This window comes from Parageobacillus galactosidasius, assembly GCF_002217735.1.
GTDB classification, from domain to species: Bacteria; Bacillota; Bacilli; order Bacillales; family Anoxybacillaceae; genus Parageobacillus_B; species Parageobacillus_B toebii.
Map to the genome: position 1 here is coordinate 1,079,973 of NZ_NDYL01000002.1, position 23,657 is coordinate 1,103,629.

General features: G+C 42.7%; 18 protein-coding genes, 1 other RNA gene and 1 other annotated feature. Of the genes, 1 reads left to right on the plus strand and 18 read right to left on the minus strand.

The window, feature by feature from the left end; genetic code table 11:
• Positions 1-2: 2 nt before the first annotated feature.
• The 9 genes from recD2 to B9L23_RS15130 form a co-directional block, all read right to left on the minus strand.
• Entirely contained in the window at positions 3-2,357 is a 2,355-nt protein-coding gene (gene recD2 / locus B9L23_RS15090) for an SF1B family DNA helicase RecD2 (protein WP_015864603.1), read from the minus strand.
• A gap of 10 nt (positions 2,358-2,367) precedes the next feature.
• Positions 2,368-3,036: a tetratricopeptide repeat protein gene (locus B9L23_RS15095; protein ID WP_015864604.1), complete on the minus strand. Its 669-nt coding sequence runs from the start codon at positions 3,034-3,036 to the stop codon at positions 2,368-2,370.
• Between the two features lie 169 nt (positions 3,037-3,205).
• On the minus strand, positions 3,206-4,321 hold the full coding sequence (gene mnmA / locus B9L23_RS15100) for a tRNA 2-thiouridine(34) synthase MnmA (RefSeq protein ID WP_015864605.1): 1,116 nt from the start codon (positions 4,319-4,321) through the stop codon (positions 3,206-3,208).
• A gap of 17 nt (positions 4,322-4,338) precedes the next feature.
• Complete coding sequence (locus B9L23_RS15105) at positions 4,339-5,484, minus strand: cysteine desulfurase family protein (RefSeq protein ID WP_015864606.1); 1,146 nt, start codon at positions 5,482-5,484, stop codon at positions 4,339-4,341.
• A 20-nt stretch (positions 5,485-5,504) separates the two neighbouring features.
• Complete coding sequence (gene cymR / locus B9L23_RS15110) at positions 5,505-5,921, minus strand: cysteine metabolism transcriptional regulator CymR (RefSeq protein WP_015864607.1); 417 nt, start codon at positions 5,919-5,921, stop codon at positions 5,505-5,507.
• Between the two features lie 18 nt (positions 5,922-5,939).
• Entirely contained in the window at positions 5,940-6,596 is a 657-nt protein-coding gene (locus tag B9L23_RS15115; RefSeq protein ID WP_089097941.1) for a YczE/YyaS/YitT family protein, read from the minus strand.
• Positions 6,597-6,662: 66 nt separating this feature from the next.
• Positions 6,663-7,955 carry a replication-associated recombination protein A gene (locus B9L23_RS15120; protein WP_062753003.1) on the minus strand — a complete coding sequence of 431 codons (1,293 nt, stop codon included), beginning with the start codon at positions 7,953-7,955 and terminating at the stop codon, positions 6,663-6,665.
• A 139-nt stretch (positions 7,956-8,094) separates the two neighbouring features.
• Positions 8,095-8,970, minus strand: a complete 876-nt coding sequence (locus tag B9L23_RS15125) for a TetR/AcrR family transcriptional regulator (RefSeq protein ID WP_062753005.1) — start codon at positions 8,968-8,970, stop codon at positions 8,095-8,097.
• A gap of 111 nt (positions 8,971-9,081) precedes the next feature.
• Positions 9,082-12,132, minus strand: coding sequence for an efflux RND transporter permease subunit (locus B9L23_RS15130; RefSeq protein WP_015864611.1), 3,051 nt, complete (start codon positions 12,130-12,132; stop codon positions 9,082-9,084).
• 200 nt (positions 12,133-12,332) lie between these two features.
• Between B9L23_RS15130 and B9L23_RS15135 the strand changes: the two genes are divergently transcribed.
• Positions 12,333-12,983, plus strand: coding sequence for an RsfA family transcriptional regulator (locus B9L23_RS15135; protein ID WP_015864612.1), 651 nt, complete (start codon positions 12,333-12,335; stop codon positions 12,981-12,983).
• A 33-nt stretch (positions 12,984-13,016) separates the two neighbouring features.
• Here B9L23_RS15135 and B9L23_RS15140 read toward each other — a convergent pair whose 3' ends face one another.
• The 9 genes from B9L23_RS15140 to recJ all read right to left on the minus strand — a co-directional run bounded on the left by B9L23_RS15140 (position 13,017) and on the right by recJ (position 23,632).
• Positions 13,017-13,781, minus strand: coding sequence for a tRNA threonylcarbamoyladenosine dehydratase (locus tag B9L23_RS15140; protein WP_062677171.1), 765 nt, complete (start codon positions 13,779-13,781; stop codon positions 13,017-13,019).
• 167 nt (positions 13,782-13,948) lie between these two features.
• Positions 13,949-14,133: non-coding RNA, 6S RNA (ssrS, locus tag B9L23_RS15145), on the minus strand.
• 51 nt (positions 14,134-14,184) lie between these two features.
• The gene (gene aspS, locus B9L23_RS15150) at positions 14,185-15,969 is read right to left on the minus strand and encodes an aspartate--tRNA ligase (RefSeq protein WP_081188771.1); all 1,785 of its coding nucleotides are present in this window, start codon (positions 15,967-15,969) and stop codon (positions 14,185-14,187) included.
• Between the two features lie 4 nt (positions 15,970-15,973).
• Positions 15,974-17,254 (minus strand): histidine--tRNA ligase, encoded by a 1,281-nt coding sequence (hisS, locus tag B9L23_RS15155; protein ID WP_089097942.1) that lies wholly within the window; start codon positions 17,252-17,254, stop codon positions 15,974-15,976.
• 51 nt (positions 17,255-17,305) lie between these two features.
• Positions 17,306-17,538 (minus strand) — a binding site (T-box leader).
• A 68-nt stretch (positions 17,539-17,606) separates the two neighbouring features.
• A complete protein-coding gene (locus tag B9L23_RS20585; RefSeq protein WP_169712548.1) occupies positions 17,607-17,792 on the minus strand; it encodes a hypothetical protein in 186 nt (61 codons plus the stop codon).
• Positions 17,793-17,893: 101 nt separating this feature from the next.
• Positions 17,894-18,352, minus strand: a complete 459-nt coding sequence (gene dtd / locus B9L23_RS15160) for a D-aminoacyl-tRNA deacylase (RefSeq protein WP_015864617.1) — start codon at positions 18,350-18,352, stop codon at positions 17,894-17,896.
• Between the two features lie 14 nt (positions 18,353-18,366).
• The gene (locus B9L23_RS15165; RefSeq protein ID WP_089097943.1) at positions 18,367-20,565 is read right to left on the minus strand and encodes a RelA/SpoT family protein; all 2,199 of its coding nucleotides are present in this window, start codon (positions 20,563-20,565) and stop codon (positions 18,367-18,369) included.
• A gap of 197 nt (positions 20,566-20,762) precedes the next feature.
• On the minus strand, positions 20,763-21,275 hold the full coding sequence (locus B9L23_RS15170) for an adenine phosphoribosyltransferase (protein ID WP_089097944.1): 513 nt from the start codon (positions 21,273-21,275) through the stop codon (positions 20,763-20,765).
• Positions 21,275-23,632 (minus strand): single-stranded-DNA-specific exonuclease RecJ, encoded by a 2,358-nt coding sequence (gene recJ / locus B9L23_RS15175; RefSeq protein WP_089097945.1) that lies wholly within the window; start codon positions 23,630-23,632, stop codon positions 21,275-21,277. Before recJ ends, B9L23_RS15170 begins: the two co-directional genes overlap by 1 nt.
• Positions 23,633-23,657: the final 25 nt, after the last annotated feature.

The following is a 23,657-nucleotide window of genomic DNA, read 5'->3' on the forward strand; positions in this document are numbered from 1 at the left end:
GGCTAGTCGTTCATAAAATCATACGGTGAAACGTTTTCCATTCCGATGTTCGCATCCTCCATCGGCAGTTCTCCTTCTGTAATCGGTGCAAGAGATCTTTGCAACTTTTCCGTTAACGTTGTTTGCCGAGCCCCATCATCACTGCGGGCAATGCCTAACTTAAACGCTTCTTCTTCCCCACATAAAATTAAAAACTGTTTGCTTCTTGTCACCGCAGTATATAATAAATTTCTCTTTAACATGCGATAATAGCTTTTTACAACCGGCAAAATGACAATTGGAAATTCGCTTCCTTGCGATTTATGAATGGAACAACAATACGCATGTGTAATTTGCGACAAATCTTGCCGCGAATACGTTACCTCAATGCCATCAAAAGAAACAACGACTAAATCTTGTTTTTCCGTATTTTCTTTTGCGTAAAAAATGGCGACAATTTCACCGATATCACCATTAAACACATTGTCATCAGGCTGATTGACAAGTTGCAACACCTTATCGCCAACCCGATACACTACATCGCCGACAGAAAGTTCCCGCTTTTTCTCTGATTTTGGATTAAACAAATCTTGCAACACTTGATTAAGGCGGTCAATTCCGGCAGGACCGCGATACATTGGCGCAAGCACTTGAATATCTTTTACTGCAAAGCCTTTTCTTCGCGCATTATCAGCAATTTGCCGGACGACTTCAGCAATTTGCCCTGTCTGACAGCGAATGAATGAGCGATCCGCCTTTTGTGCTGTTAAATCCGGGGGGATGACACCATTTTTCATTTGGTGCGCCAATTCAATAATCGATGAACCTTCCGCTTGCCGATATACTTCTGTTAGCCGAATGGTCGGGATGACACCCGCTTGTAATAAATCCTTTAACACTTGTCCAGGTCCAACGGATGGCAGCTGATCTTCGTCGCCGACGAGAATCACTTGCATGCCGTCCGGAATCGACTTAAATAGCTGATTGGCCAGCCACGTATCGACCATGGACATTTCGTCAACAATTAAGAGCTTCCCGCGAATCGGCTCATCCTCATCATGTGTAAAGCCTTCCGCGCCATTCCAGCCAAGCAAACGATGAATCGTAACAGCAGGCAATCCCGTCGCTTCACTCATTCTCTTTGCCGCCCTTCCTGTCGGCGCGGCAAGCAAAATCGGAAATGGGTGATCTTTCGTGTAATCTTTCGGATCGAGAGAAAGACCGTGCAAATCAGCGAAAATTTCTACGATTCCTTTAATCACCGTCGTTTTTCCTGTGCCAGGACCACCCGTCAAAATAAATAACGGGGAAGAAATCGCTTGTCGAATGGCTTCTTTTTGTAATGGAGCATATTGAACGGATAAACGTTCCTCCAGCCTTCCGAGCGCTAATAAAAATTCCGATTCCGGAAACGTCATCACTGCTTCTGTTTGTTGCAAAAGACGTTTTACATTGGTTACGATTCCTTTTTCGGCAAAATAAAGGGATGGAATATAAAATTTTTCCTCTTCATTGATTAATTTTCCTTCCTCCGCAAGCATTAACAGCATTTGCTCGATGGCTTCCTCACTGATCGCTTCGTTCCGTTTCGCCTCCAAAAGCTGTTTCGCGCTTGTCATAAGCTGTTCTTTCGTCACATAAACATGCCCTTCTTGAAGACAATCCCGCTCTAACACAAACAAACAAGCTGCACGAATGCGCGCAGGATGGCTGCCGGAAATGCCAAGACGGTATCCTAATTCATCGGCGCGGCCAAATCCGATCCCTTCCACATCTTCGACAAGCTGGTATGGATTTTGCTGAATAACAGAAAGGGTTTCATCTTGATATACCTGGTAAATTTTCATCGACAATTGCGGACCAAAACCAAATTGAGAAAGAGCAATCATCGTTTGTTCTAACCCTTCATGGGCACGCAACGTATCATACAACTCTTTTGCTTTTTGTTTTGACAATTTCGGAACATCGTCCAATACGCTAGGATCCGCTAAAATTTTCGAAATAGCATTTTCGCCGAGCGCTTCGACGATCGCTTTTGCCGTTTTTTTCCCAATTCCTTTAAACAAATCGCTTGATAAGTAATGAATGATTCCGTCTTTTGTGTTTGGAAATTGTTTCCGAAAATGTTCCACAACATATTGCCGCCCGAACTTCGGGTGGTCGTGAAATTTTCCATAAAAAATATACGTATCATGCTCATTCATTTTGGGGAAATATCCAGTTACAACAACTTCTTGTTCATCATATGCTTCGTTCGTTTCCACCACTCGAACGCGAACGACGGAATATAAATTTGCTTCATTATGAAAAATCGTAGAAATATATGACCCTTTAATAAACGATGTTTCCCCTAAAACAAACGATTCTTGTTGCTGCAATGGGAATCCCCTACCCTTTATTTCCTAACGCTTTTTCCATCATCTTTTTCCCATATCCCGCCAACAAATGGTCCGGCTGGATCTGAAGAGCGGTCGTAAACATTTCCATCGCTGTCTTTATATCATCTTTATAAGCATATATAACACCTAAATTATAATACGCATCTGCATGTCTGCTATCTAACTGAATCGTTTTCTGAAAATAATTCATCGCTTCATCAACAAATTCGAGTTGCGCAAGACATAGCCCAAGCTGAAATATCGCCTCGGTATCTTGTTCGTTCAACTCCACCGCTCTCTGTAAATACGGAAGAGCAAGACGCGGTGCCTCTAAATGCATCAACGACATTCCAAGCATAAAAAAGGCGTCTCCATCGTTTAGCCCCTTTTGAATAGCTTGTTCAAACATATCCTTCGCCTGCGCAAATTGTTGACGCTTGTAATATACAGATCCTATCCCGTAATATGCGGTCGCCGCGTTGTTGTCGAGCTCAATCGCTTTTTTGAAAAAATGGAGCGCTTTTTCCTCTTCTCCAGCACTGGCTAACACTGTTCCAAAATTAATGTAGCCAATCGGGTCATCCGGATTTTCCTCAATCGCATCATGAAAGCATTTTATCGCTTCTTCATAGTTTCCTTTTTGCATATGGGAAATTCCTATTTGATTTTTATCTTCCATTTTCCGTTCACTCCTTATATCAATTATAGCACATATGTTCGTAATTTTCTATCAATTTATAGAAAAACCCCAACCCACAATAGAGTTGAGGCTTTTTTTTGGCTGTTTGGATTGCTTCTATTTTCTTCGTCCACAGCTTTCTTAGCTGCACAAACCGCCTTTCGTTTGTCTAGGCAACATACCAAAGTTTTTCTCCATTGCGGAATACTTCGTCTATCGTTCCGCCGCCGAGACATTCTTCACCATTGTAAAATACAACAGCTTGTCCCGGCGTAACAGCGCGAACCGGCTCATCAAAGACGACTTCTACTTTGTCATCGTCGATAATATGAACAGTAACACCTGTATCTGGCTGACGATAACGGAATTTTGCCGTGCATTGGAATGAATTTGTCGGTTTGCGGTCCGATACCCAGTTAACATTTGTCGCAATGAGCGAAGTCGAATATAAATATTCATTGTTGAATCCTTGTGCAACGTACAAAATATTTTCTTTTACATTTTTGCCAACGACAAACCATGGCTCGCCGCTTCCGCCAATGCCAAGACCGTGGCGCTGCCCGATTGTATAATACATCACTCCGTCATGCTTTCCTTTCACTTCACCGTCCAGTGTTTGCATAATACCTGGCTTCGCCGGCAAATAATTGCTTAAAAACTCTTTAAAATCGCGTTCGCCGATAAAGCAGATTCCCGTGCTGTCTTTTTTTGTCGCTGTGACAAGCCCAGCATCTTTAGCAATTTGCCGTACTTGCGCTTTTTCGAGATGCCCGATCGGAAACATCACTTTCGATAGTACCGACTGCCCTAATTGGTTCAAAAAATACGTTTGATCTTTATTTTGGTCAACACCGCGCAACATTTTATATTCGCCGTCGCGATACTCCACTCGCGCGTAATGCCCGGTCGCTACGTAGTCAGCGCCGATCGATAGCGCATGTTCTAAAAATGCTTTGAACTTAATTTCTTTGTTGCACATGACATCGGGATTCGGAGTGCGTCCAGCTTTATATTCATCCAAAAAATACGTAAACACTTTATCCCAATATTGTTTTTCAAAATTAACAGCGTAATATGGGATTCCAATTTGATTGCAGACGCGTACAACATCTTCATAATCTTCTGTCGCTGTGCAAACACCGTTTTCATCTGTGTCATCCCAGTTTTTCATAAAAATCCCGATGACATCGTATCCTTGTTGTTTTAAAAGCAACGCCGCTACCGATGAATCAACGCCGCCTGACATGCCGACAACAACGCGCGTATCTTTTGGGGCTTTGTTCATTTTATTCACCACCTTATCTACTCATTTGTTAATCTCTTCACAATTTTTACTGTTTCCGATGCCGCACGTTCAATCTGTTCTTTCGTATTGCCTAAACCAAAACTAAAGCGAACGGAAGAACGAATGCGTTCCGATTCCTTGCCAAACATCGCCACAAGCACGTGCGATGGATCGATCGAACCAGCAGTGCATGCAGAACCGCTTGAAGCTGCTATCCCCGCCAAATCAAGATTGACAAGCATGGATTCCACGTTCGTTCCAGGAAATGCGACATTGACGATATGTGGCAAACAATGATCTTGATTTCCGTTAACATAATAAGAAATGCCTGACTCCGCAAAAATAGACAGCATCGCCTCTCTCATCGAACGGTACTCCTGTTGCTTATGGTTCATTGTCTCTTGGGCAATTTCCACCGCTTTAGCAAATCCAACGATGCCGGCTACATTTTCGGTTCCAGCGCGACGCTTCCGCTCTTGTTCTCCGCCATAAAAAAGCGGGGACAGTTTTACCGTTTCACGGACATATAAAGCGCCAATTCCTTTAGGACCATTTATTTTATGGGAAGAAACAGACAACAAATCAATATGATAATCGTTCACATCAATCGGAACGAGTCCATACGCTTGCACCGCGTCTGTATGAAAGTAAGCTTGATGATCCTTTAATAATTCGCCAATCTCGCCAATAGGCTGCAGCACGCCTACTTCGTTGTTGGCAAACATGATGGATACAAGAATCGTATCATCACGGAGCGCTGCTTTTACATCTGCCAATGAAACGTTCCCTTTTTCATCAACAGGGAGATAAGTTACTTCAAACCCTTGTTTTTCTAAGTACTCACATGCGCGCAATACAGCATGATGCTCAATCATCGTTGTAATAATATGGCGTCCTCGATGACGATTCGCCATCGCCGTTCCGATGAGCGCAATATTATCCGCTTCCGTTCCTCCGCTTGTGAAAATGATTTCTGATTCTTTCGCACCGATGCTTTTTGCTACTACAGTTCTTGCTTCATCGACTGCCTGACGGCTTTGTCTTCCGAAATAATGAATGCTTGACGGATTTCCAAACACTTCGGTCATAAACGGAATCATGCGCTCCACTACATCTGGATGAACAGGAGAGGTAGCGGCATGATCCAAATAAATTCGGTCCAATGATCATTCTCCTTTCAACTTTAAATATAAAACATGTATGCACCCTCATCGCCTTCACTATATTTCGCTAAATCTTCCAATGTCGTGTTGTCTAACACTTCCTCTACGGCATTACGAATGCGAATCCATAATTCGCGTTTTGCCGGTTCTTCCTCATCTAGCTCTTCCACAGGAGTAATTGGCCCTTCTAATACACGAATAACGTCCCCGGCAGTAATTTTAGCCGGATGATCTGCAAGCACGTACCCGCCATATGCTCCGCGGATACTTTTGACAAGCCCGGCATTCCTCAGCGGTGTAACAAGCTGTTCAAGATAATGTTCGGATAAATTGTTCGCCTTTGCAATGGAACGTAACGAAATTGGGCGATCTCCATACTTTTTTGCGAGTTCAATCATAATCGTTAATCCATATCTACCTTTTGTTGAAATCTTCATCTTACTCCCCCTAACGATTTATAAACCATGTGTTTCAATATCAACTCGTCTTACTAATATCCATTCTGCCATACGCTGGCATTGCGGCAAAGCAACGCCGGCTACAGACCCAATCATAATGCAAAATATTAATGTTCCAATCGATACTGGCCCGCCTAAAATCCAGCCGATAAAAAGAACAAATGCTTCCATCGCAATCCGTATATATTGCACTTTCCACCCTGTTAATTCCGTCAATGCAAGCATTAAGCTGTCACGCGGACCTGCTCCTATATTAGCTGAAATATATATTCCCATTCCATAACCCGTAATAACAATCCCAACAAGCAGCATAACAAACTTGCCGATTAATGTATTTGGGACTTGTAAATACGGAATCATCATATACAAATCAATAAATATACCGACGAAAATCATATTGAGAAAAGCGCCAATTCTCAGAAGTTGTTTTAAAAGTAAAGCAGAAATCGTTAAAACCACAAGGCCGACAATAATCGACCACGTTCCAATCGTCAATCCAAAATTCCGGTATAATCCGATATGCAGTACATCCCATGGCGCGCACCCGACATTCGCTTTAATCGTTAATACGATGCCGAACGACATAATCAATAGCCCGATAAAATAAATAGCCCATCGGAAAATAGATGCATATTCGCGATGAGAATGGGCCATATTCTCACCCCATCATAAATGAAATAAGCAAATCGATTGTCATTATATCATAAAATTTCGTTTCCTTCATTGCCGGAATTTATTTCGTTGTTTTAACTGTTCTAACCGTTCATACACTTTCGCATAATATTTTTCCTCTCCGTTTTCCTTCGGTGAGTAATATTTCACTCCTGCCAATTCATTTGGCAAATATTGTTGAAAAACCCAACCATTTGGATAATCATGCGGATATTGATAACCTTTTCCATGTCCGAGCACGCTTGCCCCTTTATAATGAGCATCTTTTAAATGATCAGGAATATCTCCGATTTTTCCATTGCGTACATCATCAATCGCGGCATCAAGCGCCTTATAGGCAGAATTCGATTTCGCGCTTAAACATAACTCGATCGTAACCACAGCAAGTGGAATTCTCGCTTCAGGAAGCCCTAATCGTTCAACCGCTTCAATCGCCGCTTGTACTTTCACTCCCATCATCGGATTTGCCAGCCCAATATCTTCGTACGCAATAACAAGAAGCCGCCGGCAAACAGCCGCCAAATCCCCTCCTTCCAGCAAACGAGCTAAATAATGCAGCGCCGCGTCCACGTCACTGCCACGAACACTTTTTTGGAACGCGGATAAAAGCGAATAATACGCATCCCCTTTCTTATCATGGGTAAATCCTCGATTTTCCACAAATTCTCTTACCGTTTGTTCAGCAACACGAATTTGACCGTCGTTTTCTGAAGCATATACAATTGCTTCTAACAGATTCAACGCTAAACGGGCATCCCCACCGGACGATTCCGCAATCATGGAAAGCAAACGTTCCTCCATGTCAATCGAAAGTTTTCCTAATCCTCTGTCACGATCATGCAAAGCTCGCTGTAAAAGTATAAGAATATCGGCAGGCTCAAGACGCTTTAACTGTTTTATTTGCCCGCAGCGGCTGCGGATGGCTGGGTTCACTTCATGAAACGGATTTTCCGTTGTAGCGCCGATGAGCGTAATCAGCCCTTGCTCGATGTGGGGAAGCAAATAATCTTGCTGCGCCTTGTTAAAACGGTGAATTTCATCAATAAATAAAATAACGTTTCCCGTCAGTTTCGCCGTTTCCACTACTTCTTCCAGCTCTTTTTTTCCGGAAGTCGTAGCATTAACCGCGAAAAAATCACGCTGAACGGTTCCAGCAATCGCATGCGCCAACGATGTTTTTCCTACCCCCGGCTCACCATATAAAAGCAGCGAAGGAACGTACCCATTTTTAATCATTTTATATAATGCGGTATGCGGACCAATAATATGTTGTTGCCCGACAATCTCGTCAATGTTCCGCGGTCTCATCCGAACAGAAAGCGGTTCTGAAGTAAACAACATGTGGCATCCCTCTCTAACAGCATAAATACCCCATCATCCCCTGCCCACTTTGGTCCAAGCAGGAGACGAAGATTTCTTCGCTTCAACTTGATGAAAACGATCGCCATAACAAAAGTTCCCTGTTGCGTACAGAGAACTTTTATGGGGCAAAATAGTGATCGATGGCAGTTTTTAATTCTTCCCATAACGGCACCTGCCGTCGCTCCAAATAAAGCAATAACGCTTCAACAATAAATTTTCTCACTTCGTCTGCCTCACTAAACTCTTGCTTTAACGCCTCTAGCGAGCGGCCAACATCCTCTTCCACCCCACCGTTTCTCTGTAACATTTCGATCATTTGGTGAATGCAATCGATAATTTGCTGCCGTTTCCGGTGTTTATTGGCTTGTTCGACACAAAGATAATCGTGCATGACTTCCATCGTTAACAAAGGCTCTTCTCTTTCTGACATACTCGCTACAATCGCGTCCATTCGTCGAAGTAAAAACGGCGCCATCTTCGACAGATGAAGCTCTTTTCGGTCAATCGCTATGTAAAACAAATATTCTTTCAGCATCCCGTTTAGCATCGTCGCGCAGTCTAGTGAAAAGTTGCTCACTTTTTCTCCGTATATTTCTTCGATTGCTTGTCGATACCAATTGAGCATTTTCGCTCGAATAAGAAAAACAAGTTGACGAATTTCATCATTGACTTTCACCGCTTGTTCTCCCATATGCATCTGCACGAGTTCTTTATGGCGATAAAATTCTTCTATTTGAATCGATAGCTGCTTTTCAAATTTTTCCCGCGCTGATAATGTTTCATCATGAGCAATATCACTAATTTTTTGAAATAAGACATCATAGTGATAACGAAAAATAGAAACGGCGATTTCTTCTTTTGATTTAAAATAATTATAAATCGAGCCTTTCGCCATTCCGCACTGTTCAGCAATTTCCTGCATCGACGTGGCATGATATCCTTTTTGCGCAAATAATTTCATTGCCGCTTGAATAATTTCTTCTTTTCTATTCAATGTTTTCTCCTTCCTTATTTATCATTAATGTTATTATAATGGATTTCCTCGTGAAAAAAAACGAAACACACATAAGGAAAGGACGGCTCAACAAAACGAGCCATCCTTTGTTCACTGTTTTATTCGTTCCGCTTTCGCTTGACGAATAAAGAATAACTCATACATAACCGGAATGAGAATCAACGTTAACAAGGTCGAAGAGGTGAGACCGCCGATGACGGTAATCGCCAATCCTTTGGAAATCAATGTTCCAGACTCCTTAGTCAGCGCCAATGGGATAAGAGCAGCCACTGTCGCAAACGCCGTCATTAAAATCGGGCGCAAACGCGTTTTTCCGGCTTCAATAATCGCTTCGCGAACTGTCATTCCTTTTTGTTCACGGTTTTGTCCAATCCGATCGACAAGGACAATGGCGTTCGTCGTTACAATTCCAATTAACATTAATAATCCAATCATAACGCTGATAGACAGCGGCTCTTTCGCGATATATAGACCAAGAAGCGAGCCAATCGGCACGAAAATAAGGGATGACAGAATGATAAACGGAATGCGCGCTTTCCCAAACGTGACGAGCATCGTAATATACACAAGACCGATGGCGATCAGCATGGCCATGCCAAGCTCTTGAAATGTTTGCACCGTCTCGTCGCTGCCGCCTCCGCCTTCTAGCGAAACATCATTCGGCAAGTCAAGATCGTTTTTCACATGGCGGATCACATCGTTCGTGACCTTTTGAATGTTGTCGCCAACAATTTGCGCTGATACGCGGGCAAACACTTTCCCGTCCAATTTTTGAATTGACGTATACGTATCCACTTCTTTGACGGACGCTAGTTCAGAGACGGGAACAAATCCTCGTTTCGTAAAGATTACCGTATTCTTTAGTTCGTCTACGGAATCAAGATTCTGATTATACGATAATTGAACCGTCCGCTCTGTTCCGTCTAGTTTTAATTCCCCAACTTCCACCGATTTCGTTGCATCAGCGATCGTTCCCATTATTTGAAAACCGGAAACTCCGTACGCCGCTGCTTTTTCCGGATCAATATCGATAATGATTTGCTTTTGCTTTTCAGAGAAATTGTTCGTTACATATTTCAAATCTTTGCGTTGATTTAAATATGTTTCTACTTGTTTTGCCGCCTTTTGCAGAGAAGTTAAATTCGTAGAGTACAAATCAATATCAATATTGTTATTTGACGGCGGTCCGCCGACATCCATTTCACGCACGTCCAATTTCGTCCCTGGCGCTTCTGTTTCTACGATTTCTTTCATGTTTTTTTCAAGCTTTTTCATAAATGATGCAACTGGGACATTATCTTTTAAGTTGATAAAATAGTTTGCTTGGTTTTGCCGCTTTAATCCAGTGCGAAAATCACGGCTGCCAATCGCTGCGGTCACGTCCTTAATTTCTTTTTGCTCATCAAACATGTTTTCAATTTTTAATGATACATCGTTCGTTTTTTCGAGCGATGTAGAAGACGGAAGTTCAATGCTTGCGACAAGCGTCTTCTGCTCTTCATTCGGCAAGAAGGTAAATCCCAATGCCGGCACAAGCGCAAACGAACCCCCAAGCAACACAACGGATAGCGCCAAAATCATCGCCTTGCGGTTCAATGACCATGCAATGATTTGCCCGTAGACACGTTGAAGAACCCCTTCTTTTTCTTCTGGCGGAACTTTTTTGAACGAAAATTTTGCCAAAATTGGTACGATCGTAACGGCAACGATTAAAGACATGAACAGGGCGAATACAATCGTTAACGCAAACGGCAAGAAAAATTCACCCGTAATTCCGCCGACAAAACCGAGCGGCAAAAAGACAACAACGGTCGTAATCGTCGATGAGGTAATCGCTTTTAATATTTCTTTTGTCGAATCTTCAATCAGTTCATCCGTCATCCCAGTTTTCGCTTTGCGGACGCGGCGGAAAATATTTTCAATCACGACGATGCTGTCATCGACCACACGCCCTACCGCTACCGCCATTCCTCCAAGCGTCATGACGTTTAAGGAAATATCCATCCGATTCAAGAAAATGGAAGCCACTAATAATGAAAGTGGAATCGAAACGATAGCGATGATCGTCGCGCGAACGTTGCGCAAAAACACAAGCACAGAGATAGATGCAAACAGCGCTCCTAACAATCCTTCACGGACAAGCGATTCGACCGATTTTTTAATTCCTTCCGCGGAATCAAAACCAATCGTGTAATCGAATTGGTCCTTATACGAATCAAGCACATGAATCACTTTGTCCGCCACTTCCACCGTATTGGCGTCTTGCTTTTTCGTAACAGCCATTGACAATGATTCTTTTAAATTGTAACGGGTGAACTCCGACCGATCGGCGACTGTTTCGATTGTTGCGATGTCCTTTAACTTGATCGCTGGTTTGATTTGTGGCGCATCAGGCGCTGATTGTACGAACGGCGATGTCAGCGTCATATTTTCGAGTTCTTTCACCGTTTCCAGCTTTTCCTGCACACGAATAGGAATTTGCAAAGCATCGGTATGGACGCTGCCAGCGGGAAAAGAAATGTATTTTTCGTTAATTTGATCTTTAATTTGTGACAGCGTTAACCCCGCCTGCAGTGCTTTTTGTTTATCGACAGTAATTTGTACGACCTCTTCCTTCATTCCTCCGACAGACACGGAATTAATCCCGTTAATTTTATTTAACTCAGGAATTACTTCGCTTTCTAATATTTTTTGCAAGTCCACATCTTTTTTGGCGAATAAGGAAATATTAAAAATAGGGAGAGTCCCAAACGAAAAACGATTTATTTTCGTTTGAACATTTTCTGGAAGCTTTGCGTCTTTGATTAATGTATCTACTTGGCGTTCCACTTCATCCATATCCGTATGAAACGGAAATTCAAGATTAATAATGGCAATGCTCTCATACGAAGAGCTTTGCATCTGCTTTAGCCCCTCAATGGACTTTAGTTTTTCCTCCAGCTTGGAAGTCACTTGATCGTTAATATCTTGCGGCGATGCGCCTGGATAAACGATTTCAATCGATAGCTGCGGAAACTCAATGTTTGGAAGCAAATCTACCTTCAAAGAGGAAAAAGAATATATCCCCCCAACAATAAGCAAAAAAGAAATAATGAATATGGCAGCAGCATTTTTTAAGCTAAACTTTGTTAAAAAATTCATCTTTTCCCCTCTCTTTCATTGATTTTACGACCAATCATTCAAATCATATTCCAACCGACCAGTCGTAATAATGCAGATCAATTATAAAAGATTCCTTATAAACTTTCAATTGGATGAAATGTAAAAAAATATAAAGTTTAAATTTGCTAATAAGAGGAAAGACTATAATCTATCTAAATCTATTTGCGGGGTGTAGGGAAATGAAAACACGACAAGATGCTTGGACACATGAAGAAGACGTTATATTGGCGGAAACGGTATTGCGGTATATTCGTGAAGGGGGAACACAACTTGCTGCGTTTGAAGAAGTTGGAGATCGCCTGAATCGGACAGCGGCAGCATGCGGATTCCGCTGGAACGCTGAAGTACGAAAGCGATACGTGGAAGCAATTGAATTAGCAAAAAAACAGCGAAAAGAACGGAAGCGAGCATTAGAACAAGCGAAAAAAATGCAGCAATCAGAAAATAAAGCACAGCCGCTTTCTACCAATTTCGTCTCTTTCCAACAAGAAACATCCGCTTTTCTTACAGAACCTTCCATTACGCTCGAACAATGCATTGCTTTTTTACAGACATTAAAATCTGATTATGAGCGTTCCGAAACGATCCAAATGGAAAACAAACGGTTAAATAATGAAAATGCACAATTGCGGACGCGCAACGAGGAACTGCAAAAAAAATTAGAGCGTCTTGAAGAACAACAATCCACTATTAAAGAAGATTACGAGGCATTAGTAAAAATTATGGAACGCGCTCGCAAACTGATCGTAGATGAAGAATACGGTGTACAGCCAGCCCATATTTTCCGAATGGATAAAAACGGAAATCTAGAACACATCGCCCAATCCTGATAAAAACGTCGCAGAATGTTTTCTGCGACGTTTTTATTCTTCGCCAACCCGATAAATTTTAATATCTTTCAATAGTTCACGTACAACGTATGAAGCCATAATAAGTCCCGCTACCGATGGAACAAATGCATTCGAAGATGGCGGCATTTGCGCTTTGCGAATTGGAGATTGGTCATTCCCTACCACTTTACGGACATCTTCGCGAATAATAATTGGCTTTTCATCAGAAAACACAACTGGAATACCGCTCCGAATCCCTTCTTTGCGCAATTTGGAGCGAATTATCTTTGCGATCGGGTCCGTATGGGTTTTCGAAATATCCACGATGCGGAAGCGTGTCGGATCCATTTTATTGGCTGCGCCCATGCTCGAAATAATCGGGATATTGCGCTTTAAACATTCTTTCATTAAATGGACTTTATATATGATCGTATCGGAAGCATCAATAACAAAATCAAGATCATAGCTAAAAAATTGCTCATATGTTTCTTCTGTATAAAACATTTGCAAAGCGATGACTTCACATTCCGGATTGATATCAGCAATTCGTTCTTTCATTAATTCCACTTTCGGACGGCCAATGGTGGAAAGAAGCGCATGAATTTGCCGGTTAATATTTGTAATATCAACATTATCCCGATCTACAAGAACAAGGCGTCCGATGCCGGAACGCGCCAACGCCTCAACAGCAAAGGAACCGACTCCGCCGACGCCAAGAACGGCAACCGTTGCATTTTTTAATTTTTCCAATCCTTCTTTTCCTATTGCTAATTCGTTCCGCGAAAATTGGTGTAACATGTATATCCCCCGTCACATAAATATTGCTTCCATAACGCTTTTTATCCTACAATAACAATTCCCTAAATTTCAATCTAAATTTTTGGTAAAACAAAAGAAATCCCTATGTAAAGAGCAATCTTTACATAGGGAAGTTTTTCAAACGATATATAACAATAAACTAACGTATAAGTCCCAATCGTGCCGTCGATGCCTTCGTTTTGAACCCGCTCCAAGCAGGTGGGTGCCCTGTTCCAAGGTTTGCACTTCCTCCCTCGTCAAAGGCATGTACGCTGCTTGGAAACTCCGGGCTCCCGTATAACTTATTGTTCGGTCAAAACAATAGGTTATACGACGAACACATCAGGACTATGCTTCTTTATTTAAATTTTATCATACATTTTACATCTTTTCAACGAAACAACTAATATTGCTCACTCTTTTTTTCCGAGTTAACAACTAAATGTAATTCTTCTAGCTGTTGTTCACTAACTGGGCTTGGCGCCTCTGTTAGCAAGCAGCTTGCACTTGCTGTTTTTGGAAATGCGATAGTATCGCGCAAGTTCGTTCGTCCTGCCAACAACATGACAAGACGGTCCAAGCCTAGCGCAATCCCTCCATGCGGCGGGGTGCCATATTCAAATGCTTCTAATAAGAAACCAAACTGCTTACGCGCTTCTTCTTCCGTAAATCCTAGGGCGCGAAACATCTTTTCCTGAACTTCCCGCTCAAAAATACGCATCGAACCGCCGCCGAGTTCATAGCCGTTTAACACAAGGTCATATGCCTGTGCCCGTACTTTTTCTGGATTTGTCTCTAATTGTGGCAAGTCTTCACGCACTGGCATGGTAAACGGATGATGCGCCGCGTAATAACGCCCGTCTTCTTCATCATACTCTAACAGTGGCCAGTCTGTAATCCAAAGGAAATTAAATTTCGTTTCATCAATTAAATTTAAATCTTTTCCAAGTTTTACACGCAACGCGCCAAGCGCATTGGCAACCACCGTCTTATGATCGGCAACAAACAACAATAAATCGCCGGCTTCTGCCTCAAGCGTTCGAATCAGTCCGTTTTGTTCTTCTTCTGTGAAAAATTTAGCGATTGGTCCTTTCAATCCATCTTTTTCCACTTTCAACCACGCCAGTCCTTTTGCCCCGTAACGCGCGACAAACTCAGCTAGCGCATCGATGTCTTTGCGCGAATATTGATCTGCTGCTCCTTTTACATTAATCGCCTTTACTTGTCCTCCGTTTGCAATGGCGCCTGCAAATACTTTGAAGGAAGAATTCTTCACGATTTCCGATACATCGACAAGTTCTAGACCAAAGCGCGTATCCGGCTTGTCCGAACCATAACGGCTCATTGCCTCATCGTAAGACATGCGCGGGAATGGCAAGGAAATGTCGATTCCTTTCGCCATTTTCATGACATATGCCATCATTCGTTCCGTTAGCTGCATAATCTCTTCTTGGCTCATAAACGATGTTTCAATATCAATTTGGGTAAACTCTGGCTGACGGTCTGCACGTAAGTCTTCGTCACGGAAACAACGAGCAATTTGATAATATCGTTCGAATCCCGCTACCATTAAGAGCTGCTTAAATATTTGCGGCGATTGCGGAAGCGCGTAAAACTCGCCTGGATGAACGCGGCTTGGCACTAAATAGTCACGCGCCCCTTCCGGCGTGCTTTTCGTTAAAATTGGCGTTTCCACTTCCAAAAAGCCTTCTCCGTCTAAAAAGTCGCGAATAGCCTTTGTCACTCGGTGCCGCAATTGCAAAGTACGAAACATAACCGGGCGGCGCAAGTCTAAATAACGATATTTAAGACGCACTTCTTCAGCTACGTCCGTTTGATCCGCGATGACAAACGGCGGTGTTTTTGCTTCGTTAATGATGGTTATACGCTCTGCTTGAATTTCAATTTTTCCTGTCGGAAGATTTGGATTGATCGTTCCCTCCTCCCGGGCAACGACGGTGCCTTCCACACTCAATACGTATTCATTCCGCACTTTTTCTGCCACATTCAGCGCTTCTTTTGACACTTCCGGACTGAACACGACTTGCACGATTCCCGTCCGGTCACGAAGGTCGATGAAAATCAGCCCGCCAAGGTCGCGGCGTTTTTGTACCCAACCTTTTAAAACCACTTTTTCCCCAATCGCTTTTTCGGTGATTTCACCGCAATAATATGTCCTTCCAAACACGATTTCAACCCTCCTGCGACAATCTTTCTTTTAAATAATCGATGACAGAATGTAGCGGTACTTCTGTTTGCTCTCCTGTGCTCATCTCTTTTATATTGATTACTTCTTTTGCGAGTTCATCGTCGCCGAGAATCGCCACAAACTTGGCGTTCAAGCGGTCTGCCGATTTTAATTGCGCTTTTATTTTCCGGTCCTGATAATCTTTATCAGCGACAATTCCAGCTTTTCGCAGCTTGTGAACAAGTAATATGGATTCATCTTTTGCTTTTTCGCCAACAGCGACAACATAGCAATCAATGCCTTCGCTAATCGGCAATGTAATCCCTTCTGCATCTAAAGCGGCGAGCAACCGCTCAATACTTAGCGCAAATCCAATCCCAGGTGTTTCTGGCCCGCCTATTTCTTGCACCAACCCGCTATAGCGACCTCCACCGCATAACGTTGTAATCGCTCCAAATCCTTCTGCATCACTCATAATTTCAAACGTCGTATGATAATAATAATCTAATCCGCGTACGAGGCGAGGATCTACTTCAAATGGAATTCCCAATTTCGTTAAGTAAGCTTTTACTTTTTCAAAATAATGCCGCGATTCATCGTTTAAATAATCGAGAATCGATGGCGCCGTTGCCATTAATTCATGGTCACGGTCTTTTTTGCAATCTAAAATGCGAAGCGGATTTTTTTCCAGACGCACCTGGCAATCTTCGCAAAGTTCATGAATCCGGCTTTTAAAATGATCGATCAGCGCTTGACGATGCGCTTTTCGGGTTTCTACATCCCCTAGGCTGTTAATGACCAGTCTTAATTTTTTTAATCCTAACGATCGATACAATTCCATCGCCATTGCAATAACTTCCGCGTCAATCGCCGGATCATTGCTTCCAATCGCTTCCACACCAAATTGAACAAATTGACGGAACCGCCCTGCCTGTGGCCGTTCGTAGCGGAACATCGGACCTATGTAATATAACTTAATTGGCTGATTTGGATTGCCGTACATTTTATTTTCAACGAACGAACGCACAACCGGCGCAGTCCCTTCCGGACGAAGCGTCATGCTTCTTCCCGCCCGGTCTTCAAACGTATACATTTCTTTTTGCACAATATCCGTCGTATCGCCAACACCGCGCAAAAATAATTCGGTATGTTCAAAGATCGGAGTGCGAATTTCATGGTAATTGTAACGTTTGCAAATATCACGCGCTATTTTTTCAACATATTGCCACTTTTCTACTTCACCAGGCAAAATATCCTGCGTTCCTCGCGGAATTTGAAAAGCCATAAACAAACCCTCCTTCTCCAAAAATAAAAACGCCCTTCTTCCCTACTTATAAATAGGGACGAGAGCGTTGTTCCCGTGGTGCCACCCTAATTGAAGCAAAAAGCTTCCACTTATTACCGATAACGCGAGATTCGCGTTCCCTTTTACTGGCGCAAATGACGCGTTCAAAGGGAAACCTACGGAGTGTCTTTCGTTAAGTCATCATGGAGAAATGCTTCCAGCCTAAGGCATTTCCTCTCTGGCCATGTGTATTCTTAACTACTTTTCTCCGTCATTGGTTGTTATTATATACAATTTTTATAACCTATCTTACGAATGAAAATTCATTTTGTCAAGGAGAAAATGACACTTTTCAAGAACGAAACAGTTGTTTTTTTAGTTTTTGTACGTCTCTTAGCGTCAATCCAAACTCTGACGCTAATTCAAATGCTGTATGTTCCGCCTCTTTTCTCATAAATTCGTGAAAATCAATATGAAACAGTTCACTTGCTCTTCGATGCGCAAACTCTCCTTTCGCGCTATGCCGCATTTCATTCATCCTTCCTCTGTGCTATATTCTTTTATTTATTTTTTCCCATTTAGATAAAAAATAAAAAAGAATTTGGCCGCTTTGAAAGGATAAAAAAAAGCGGGCGAACATTATTTGTTCCCCGCTTTTTCCTTACTTTCTACAATCAAAGTGACAGGACCATCATTAATTAATTCCACTTCCATCATCGCTCCAAACTTTCCCGTTTCAACACGGATGCCTTTTTGACGAAGCGCTTCGTTCATCGCTTCATAAATTGGCAATGCACGATCCGGTTTCGCCGCTTCCATAAAGTTCGGGCGCCGGCCTTTTCGGCAATCGCCATACAAGGTAAATTGCGATACGGATAAAATTTCTCCGCCAACGTCCAGCACGGAGAGATTCATTTTTCCGGATTCATCCTCGAAAATGCGCAAATGTGCGATTTTATCTGCAATAAACGCTGCGTCCTCAACCGTATCGCTATGAGTGACGCCAACCAGAAGAACAAGACCATGGTCAATGGAACCGACAACTTCCCCATTCACTGTCACTTTTGCATGTTTTGCCCGTTGTACTACTACTCTCATCACACTTTTCCTTTCTAATTATTCATGATTCGCTGTACTGAGTAAATATCTGGTATTTGTTTAATTCGATCGACCACTTTTTGTAAATGGCTAATATTGCGAATGGCAATCGTCATATGAATAGTTGCGATTTTATTGCGGTGATCGGATCTTCCTGAAACAGCCGAAATGTCCGTTTTCGTTTCATTTACCGCTTGCAGCACTTCGTTTAACAACCCGCGGCGGTCAAAACCAGTAATTTCAATCTCCACGTTATATTCGCGATTTGATTGTACATCACTTTCCCATTCCACCGAAATTAAGCGGTCTAATGCCTCTTCTGTCTGCACATTTGGACAATCAGCACGATGAACTGATATTCCGCGTCCTCTTGTAATAAAGCCGACGATTTCATCCCCAGGAACTGGATTACAGCAACGCGACAAACGAATAAGCAAGTTGTCCATTCCTTGCACACGAATGCCGTAATCACGTTTCTTTGCAGTTGGTATTTTCGTTTCTGGTATTGTCTCTGTCAATTTTTTCTGTTGTTCTTCCAAATCACGCTGCTTTCGCCATTTGTCTGTTAAACGGTGAGCAATTTGCGCCGCGGTAATCCCATGATAACCGACCGCGGCGTACATATCCTCTTCGTTCGAAAAATTAAATTTCTCCGCAACGCGCTTGACGTTTTCCGTCGTTAAAATTTCTTTGACATCAAATCCGAGGCTGCGGACTTCTTTTTCGACAAGCTCTCTTCCTTTTTCAATATTTTCTTCCCGTCTTTGCTTTTTGAAAAACTGACGGATTTTATTTTTCGCATGGGACGTTTGCGCCAGCTTCAGCCAATCTTGACTTGGCCCGTACGAGTGCTTCGAAGTCAGAATCTCGACAATGTCGCCTGTCTGCAGCTTGTAATCGAGCGGCACCATTTTGCCGTTGACCTTGGCGCCGATCGTTTTATTGCCAATTTCCGAATGGATGCGATAGGCGAAATCAATCGGCACCGAACCGGCCGGCAATTCGATGACATCTCTTTTTGGCGTAAACACAAACACCATATCGGAGAATAAATCCATCTTCAGCGATTCCATAAATTCTTCGGCGTTGCTCGCATCGTTTTGCCATTCTAAAATTTCACGGAACCATGATAATTTTTCTTCAAACGAATTTGGTTTAATCGTCTTTCCTTCTTTATATGCCCAGTGCGCGGCAATTCCGAACTCAGCGATTTGATGCATCTCAAACGTGCGAATTTGTACCTCTAGCGGTTCTCCTTTTGGACCAATCACCGTTGTGTGAAGCGATTGATACATATTCGGTTTTGGCATCGCAATATAATCTTTGAAACGCCCCGGCATCGGCTTCCAACATGTATGAATGATGCCCAATACGGCATAGCAGTCTTTAATGCTGTTAACAATAATGCGGACAGCAAGCAGATCGTAAATTTCATTAAACTGTTTATTTTGCATGACCATTTTGCGATAGATGCTATAAATATGTTTCGGTCTTCCGGAAATTTCGCACGGAATAGAAACTTCGTTCAGCCGTTCACGCACTTCCTGAATGACTTCTTCCAAATATTGCTCGCGTTCGGCCCGTTTTTTCTTCATTAAATTCACGATGCGGTAATATTGCTGCGGATTTAAGTAGCGAAGGGCGGTATCTTCCAGTTCCCACTTAATTTTGGAAATTCCAAGGCGGTGTGCCAATGGCGCAAAAATCTCTAACGTTTCATTTGCAATTCTCCGCTGTTTTTCGATCGGCAAATGCTTCAGTGTCCGCATATTATGGAGGCGATCCGCTAATTTAATGAGAATGACACGAATGTCTTGCGCCATTGCCAAAAACATTTTCCGGTGGTTTTCCGCTTGCTGTTCTTCTTGGGATTTATATTTAATTTTTCCTAACTTTGTCACGCCATCTACGAGCATCGCCACTTCGCTACCGAATTCCCGTTCCAAATCTTCCTTCGTTGCCTCCGTATCTTCGACAACGTCATGCAAAAATCCAGCTGCGATCGTGGCAGGATCCATTTTTAAATCTACTAAAATGCCGGCAACTTGAATCGGATGAATAATGTATGGTTCTCCCGATTTGCGATATTGATCGCGATGAGCGTGGTTAGCAAATTCATACGCCTTCTTAATAAATTCGACATCTCTTTCAGACAAATAGCAGCTTGCCTGCTCAAAGACTTGTTCCGCTGTTAATACCTGTTCGTTGGCCATAGGATCAAATCACCTTTACGTATAATAAAATCATGTATTGATTACTATTATCATGAAAATTTTTTATAATGTAAAGAGTTATGCAACGCTTGCTGCCTCATGTTAACAATTACCACCATTAGAAACTAATAAGAAAGAGCACTCACTAGAGTGCCCTTTCTATTTATTGTAACGAAATATGACAGCTATGTCGATGGTTAGAATTGCATAAGTGCTAAAATATCATAACCTTCTAATTTTTTGTGTCCCTCAAGCTCGGTAAGCTCTATTAAAAAGGCAATGCCAGCTACCACACCGCCTAGCTGTTCGACAAGTTGAATCGTAGCGCGAATCGTTCCGCCTGTCGCCAATAAATCATCTGTAATTAACACGCGTTGTCCCGGTTTAATCGCATCTTTATGCATCGTCAATACATCTTTTCCATATTCTAATCCGTATTCCACACGAACTACTTCGCGCGGAAGCTTTCCTTCCTTGCGCACCGGAGCAAATCCTACACCAAGCGCATACGCAACAGGGCAGCCAATAATAAATCCTCGCGCTTCAGGTCCAACAACAATATCAATTTTCTTTTCGCGCGCGTACTCCACAATTTGATCTGTCGCATATTTATATACTTCGCCTTTATCCATCAATGTGGTAATATCTTTAAACATAATCCCAGGTTTAGGGAAATCTGGAACAATTGTAACATATTGTTTCAAGTCCATTACACATTTGCCTCCTCGTATGTTTGCGAACCTTTCATTTCGAAAAGACAACGCTTTAATTGTTCATATGTTGAATACAAAAATAGATTTTCAAGCTCAAACTGAGCTTGTTTAAAGCGATAAGTCGGCGATTCGCTTAAATCGCGTTTAGCCGGTTGAGGAACAAGCGATACAACTCCATCCTGTTGCGTAATAAATTCCAGCTCGAGAAATACTTTTGCCATAAACCGGACAGTTTCTTCTGTCCATCCACGCGCACGTGCTAACTCGCCACCATACTTAGCCAAGTTAAACACACCTTTTTTTCTCAAAAACGCATAAAACCATTTAAAATGATCACGCGTTGGCAACGTGCGAAAAAAATGAGTCTCCCTTTGATAGAATAACGCATAAATGCGCGCAGGTAAACTAGAACGTAACAACATTTTTATGATTTCCAAAGACGTTGGCATATCTAACAGCACAACGTACCGGTTATCTAAACAAAGCCGCGACGCTTCTTCCACTGAGGCCGTGTAGTAAATCTCTTCTTTATATGCTTCAAGCCCTAATGCATCTGCCGTACCTTCCCGAAACATAATCAACATCCGCTTATCTTTCGGAAGAGACGCAATCAGTGGCCGTACATCGCGCATACCGCGAATATCAAACAATTGACATTCATGCACCGCTACATCGCAAATCATTAGCTGCGGTTTGCGAAGATTGTTCCACTCATTCACCATTAACTCGCCAACCACGGACACTTTCGCATCTGGAGCGATTTCATCGCACAAATAACCAAAGCCGAACCCGACGCTATCAATCGCAGCGCCATTTTGGGCGAAAACAGCCTTTAAATGCGACTGGTCAGCCCCGATGCGTCGGATCGTTTCCACTGATACATTTTCCATTAAAAAAAGAGGCTTTGCGTTATCTACACCAAACGGAGCAAACTTTTCAAGCTGTTCGGCTACCGAAAGCGTTAAATCAGATACGGAACAAACTGCATCAATCGGTGTAATTGGGGTAAAATCATCGGCTGTCAACATATCATCGGCAAGTGCGTTGAGACGCTGACGCAATTCATCAATATGATCAACCGATAATGTCATTCCCGCCGCCATTGGATGCCCGCCAAAATGTGGCAAAATATCGCGACATGTCGATAAGCTTGAAAACATATCAAACCCATGAATGCTTCGCGCCGAACCTTTTGCAATTCCTTTCTCGGAATCAATGCTCAAAACAATCGTCGGACGGTAAAATTGTTCAACCAATCGGGAAGCAACAATGCCAATGACCCCTGGATTCCATCCTTCTTTTGCGATCACAAGCACTTTATTTTCGGATGGCGGAAATTGTTCATTTACTATTTGTGCCGCTTCCTCCGCTATTTTCGCGACAAGCTGCTGCCGCTCCCGATTTAAATCATCCATTTCTTTCGCAAGTCTTTGTGCTTCCTCTTCTTTCTCCGTCATTAACAATCTGACAGCAGGGGTTGCTTCTCCCAACCGGCCAACTGCATTCATCCGCGGCGCAATAACGAACCCAACCGTCTGTTCGTTAATTTCTTTTGCTTCTATTCCACATTGTTTACACAATGCACGCAATCCAATACGTTTCGTATTTCGCAACTGTTCAAGCCCTTGTGCAACCAACAGACGATTTTCTCCGGTAAGGGAAACGAGATCAGCGATCGTTCCAATTGCTACGACATCTAAAAAATGACGCGGCACATCCCCAAGCAATGCGTGGGCAACTTTAAATGCTACTCCGACGCCTGCTAATTCACGAAACGGGTATGTACTGCCGGGCTTTTTCGGATGAATAATTTCATATGCTTCCGGCAACGCCGGTCCCACTTCATGATGATCTGTAATAATGACATCCATACCAAGCTCATTGGCAAGCGCCACTTCCTTCACTGCAGCAATGCCGTTATCGACCGTGATAATCAGAGAAAATCCTTGCTCCTTTGCCCAACGAAATGCATTCTCATTCGGACCGTATCCTTCGGTAAATCGATTGGGAATGTAAAAATCCACAATGGCGCCAGCTTCCTTCAGAGCACTAACCATTACCGTCGTGCTGCTTACGCCGTCAGCATCATAATCACCATATACCAAAATATGCTCTCCATGTTGTATCGCCCGTTGAATCCGCTCAATTGCCCGTTCCATCCCATCTAGCAAAAACGGATCATGAAACGGTTGTTTCAGCGGATATAAAAACGCGTTCGCCTCTTCTACCGTACGAACTCCACGATGAACAAGAAGCTTCGCAATCAACGGATCCATATGCGACTGTTCTACTAAATGCGTTACGATATTTTCGTCAGGACGTTTCACATCCCAACGTGTTTTTGCTATTAACATGTATCCCACCTCAACTCTTCCTATT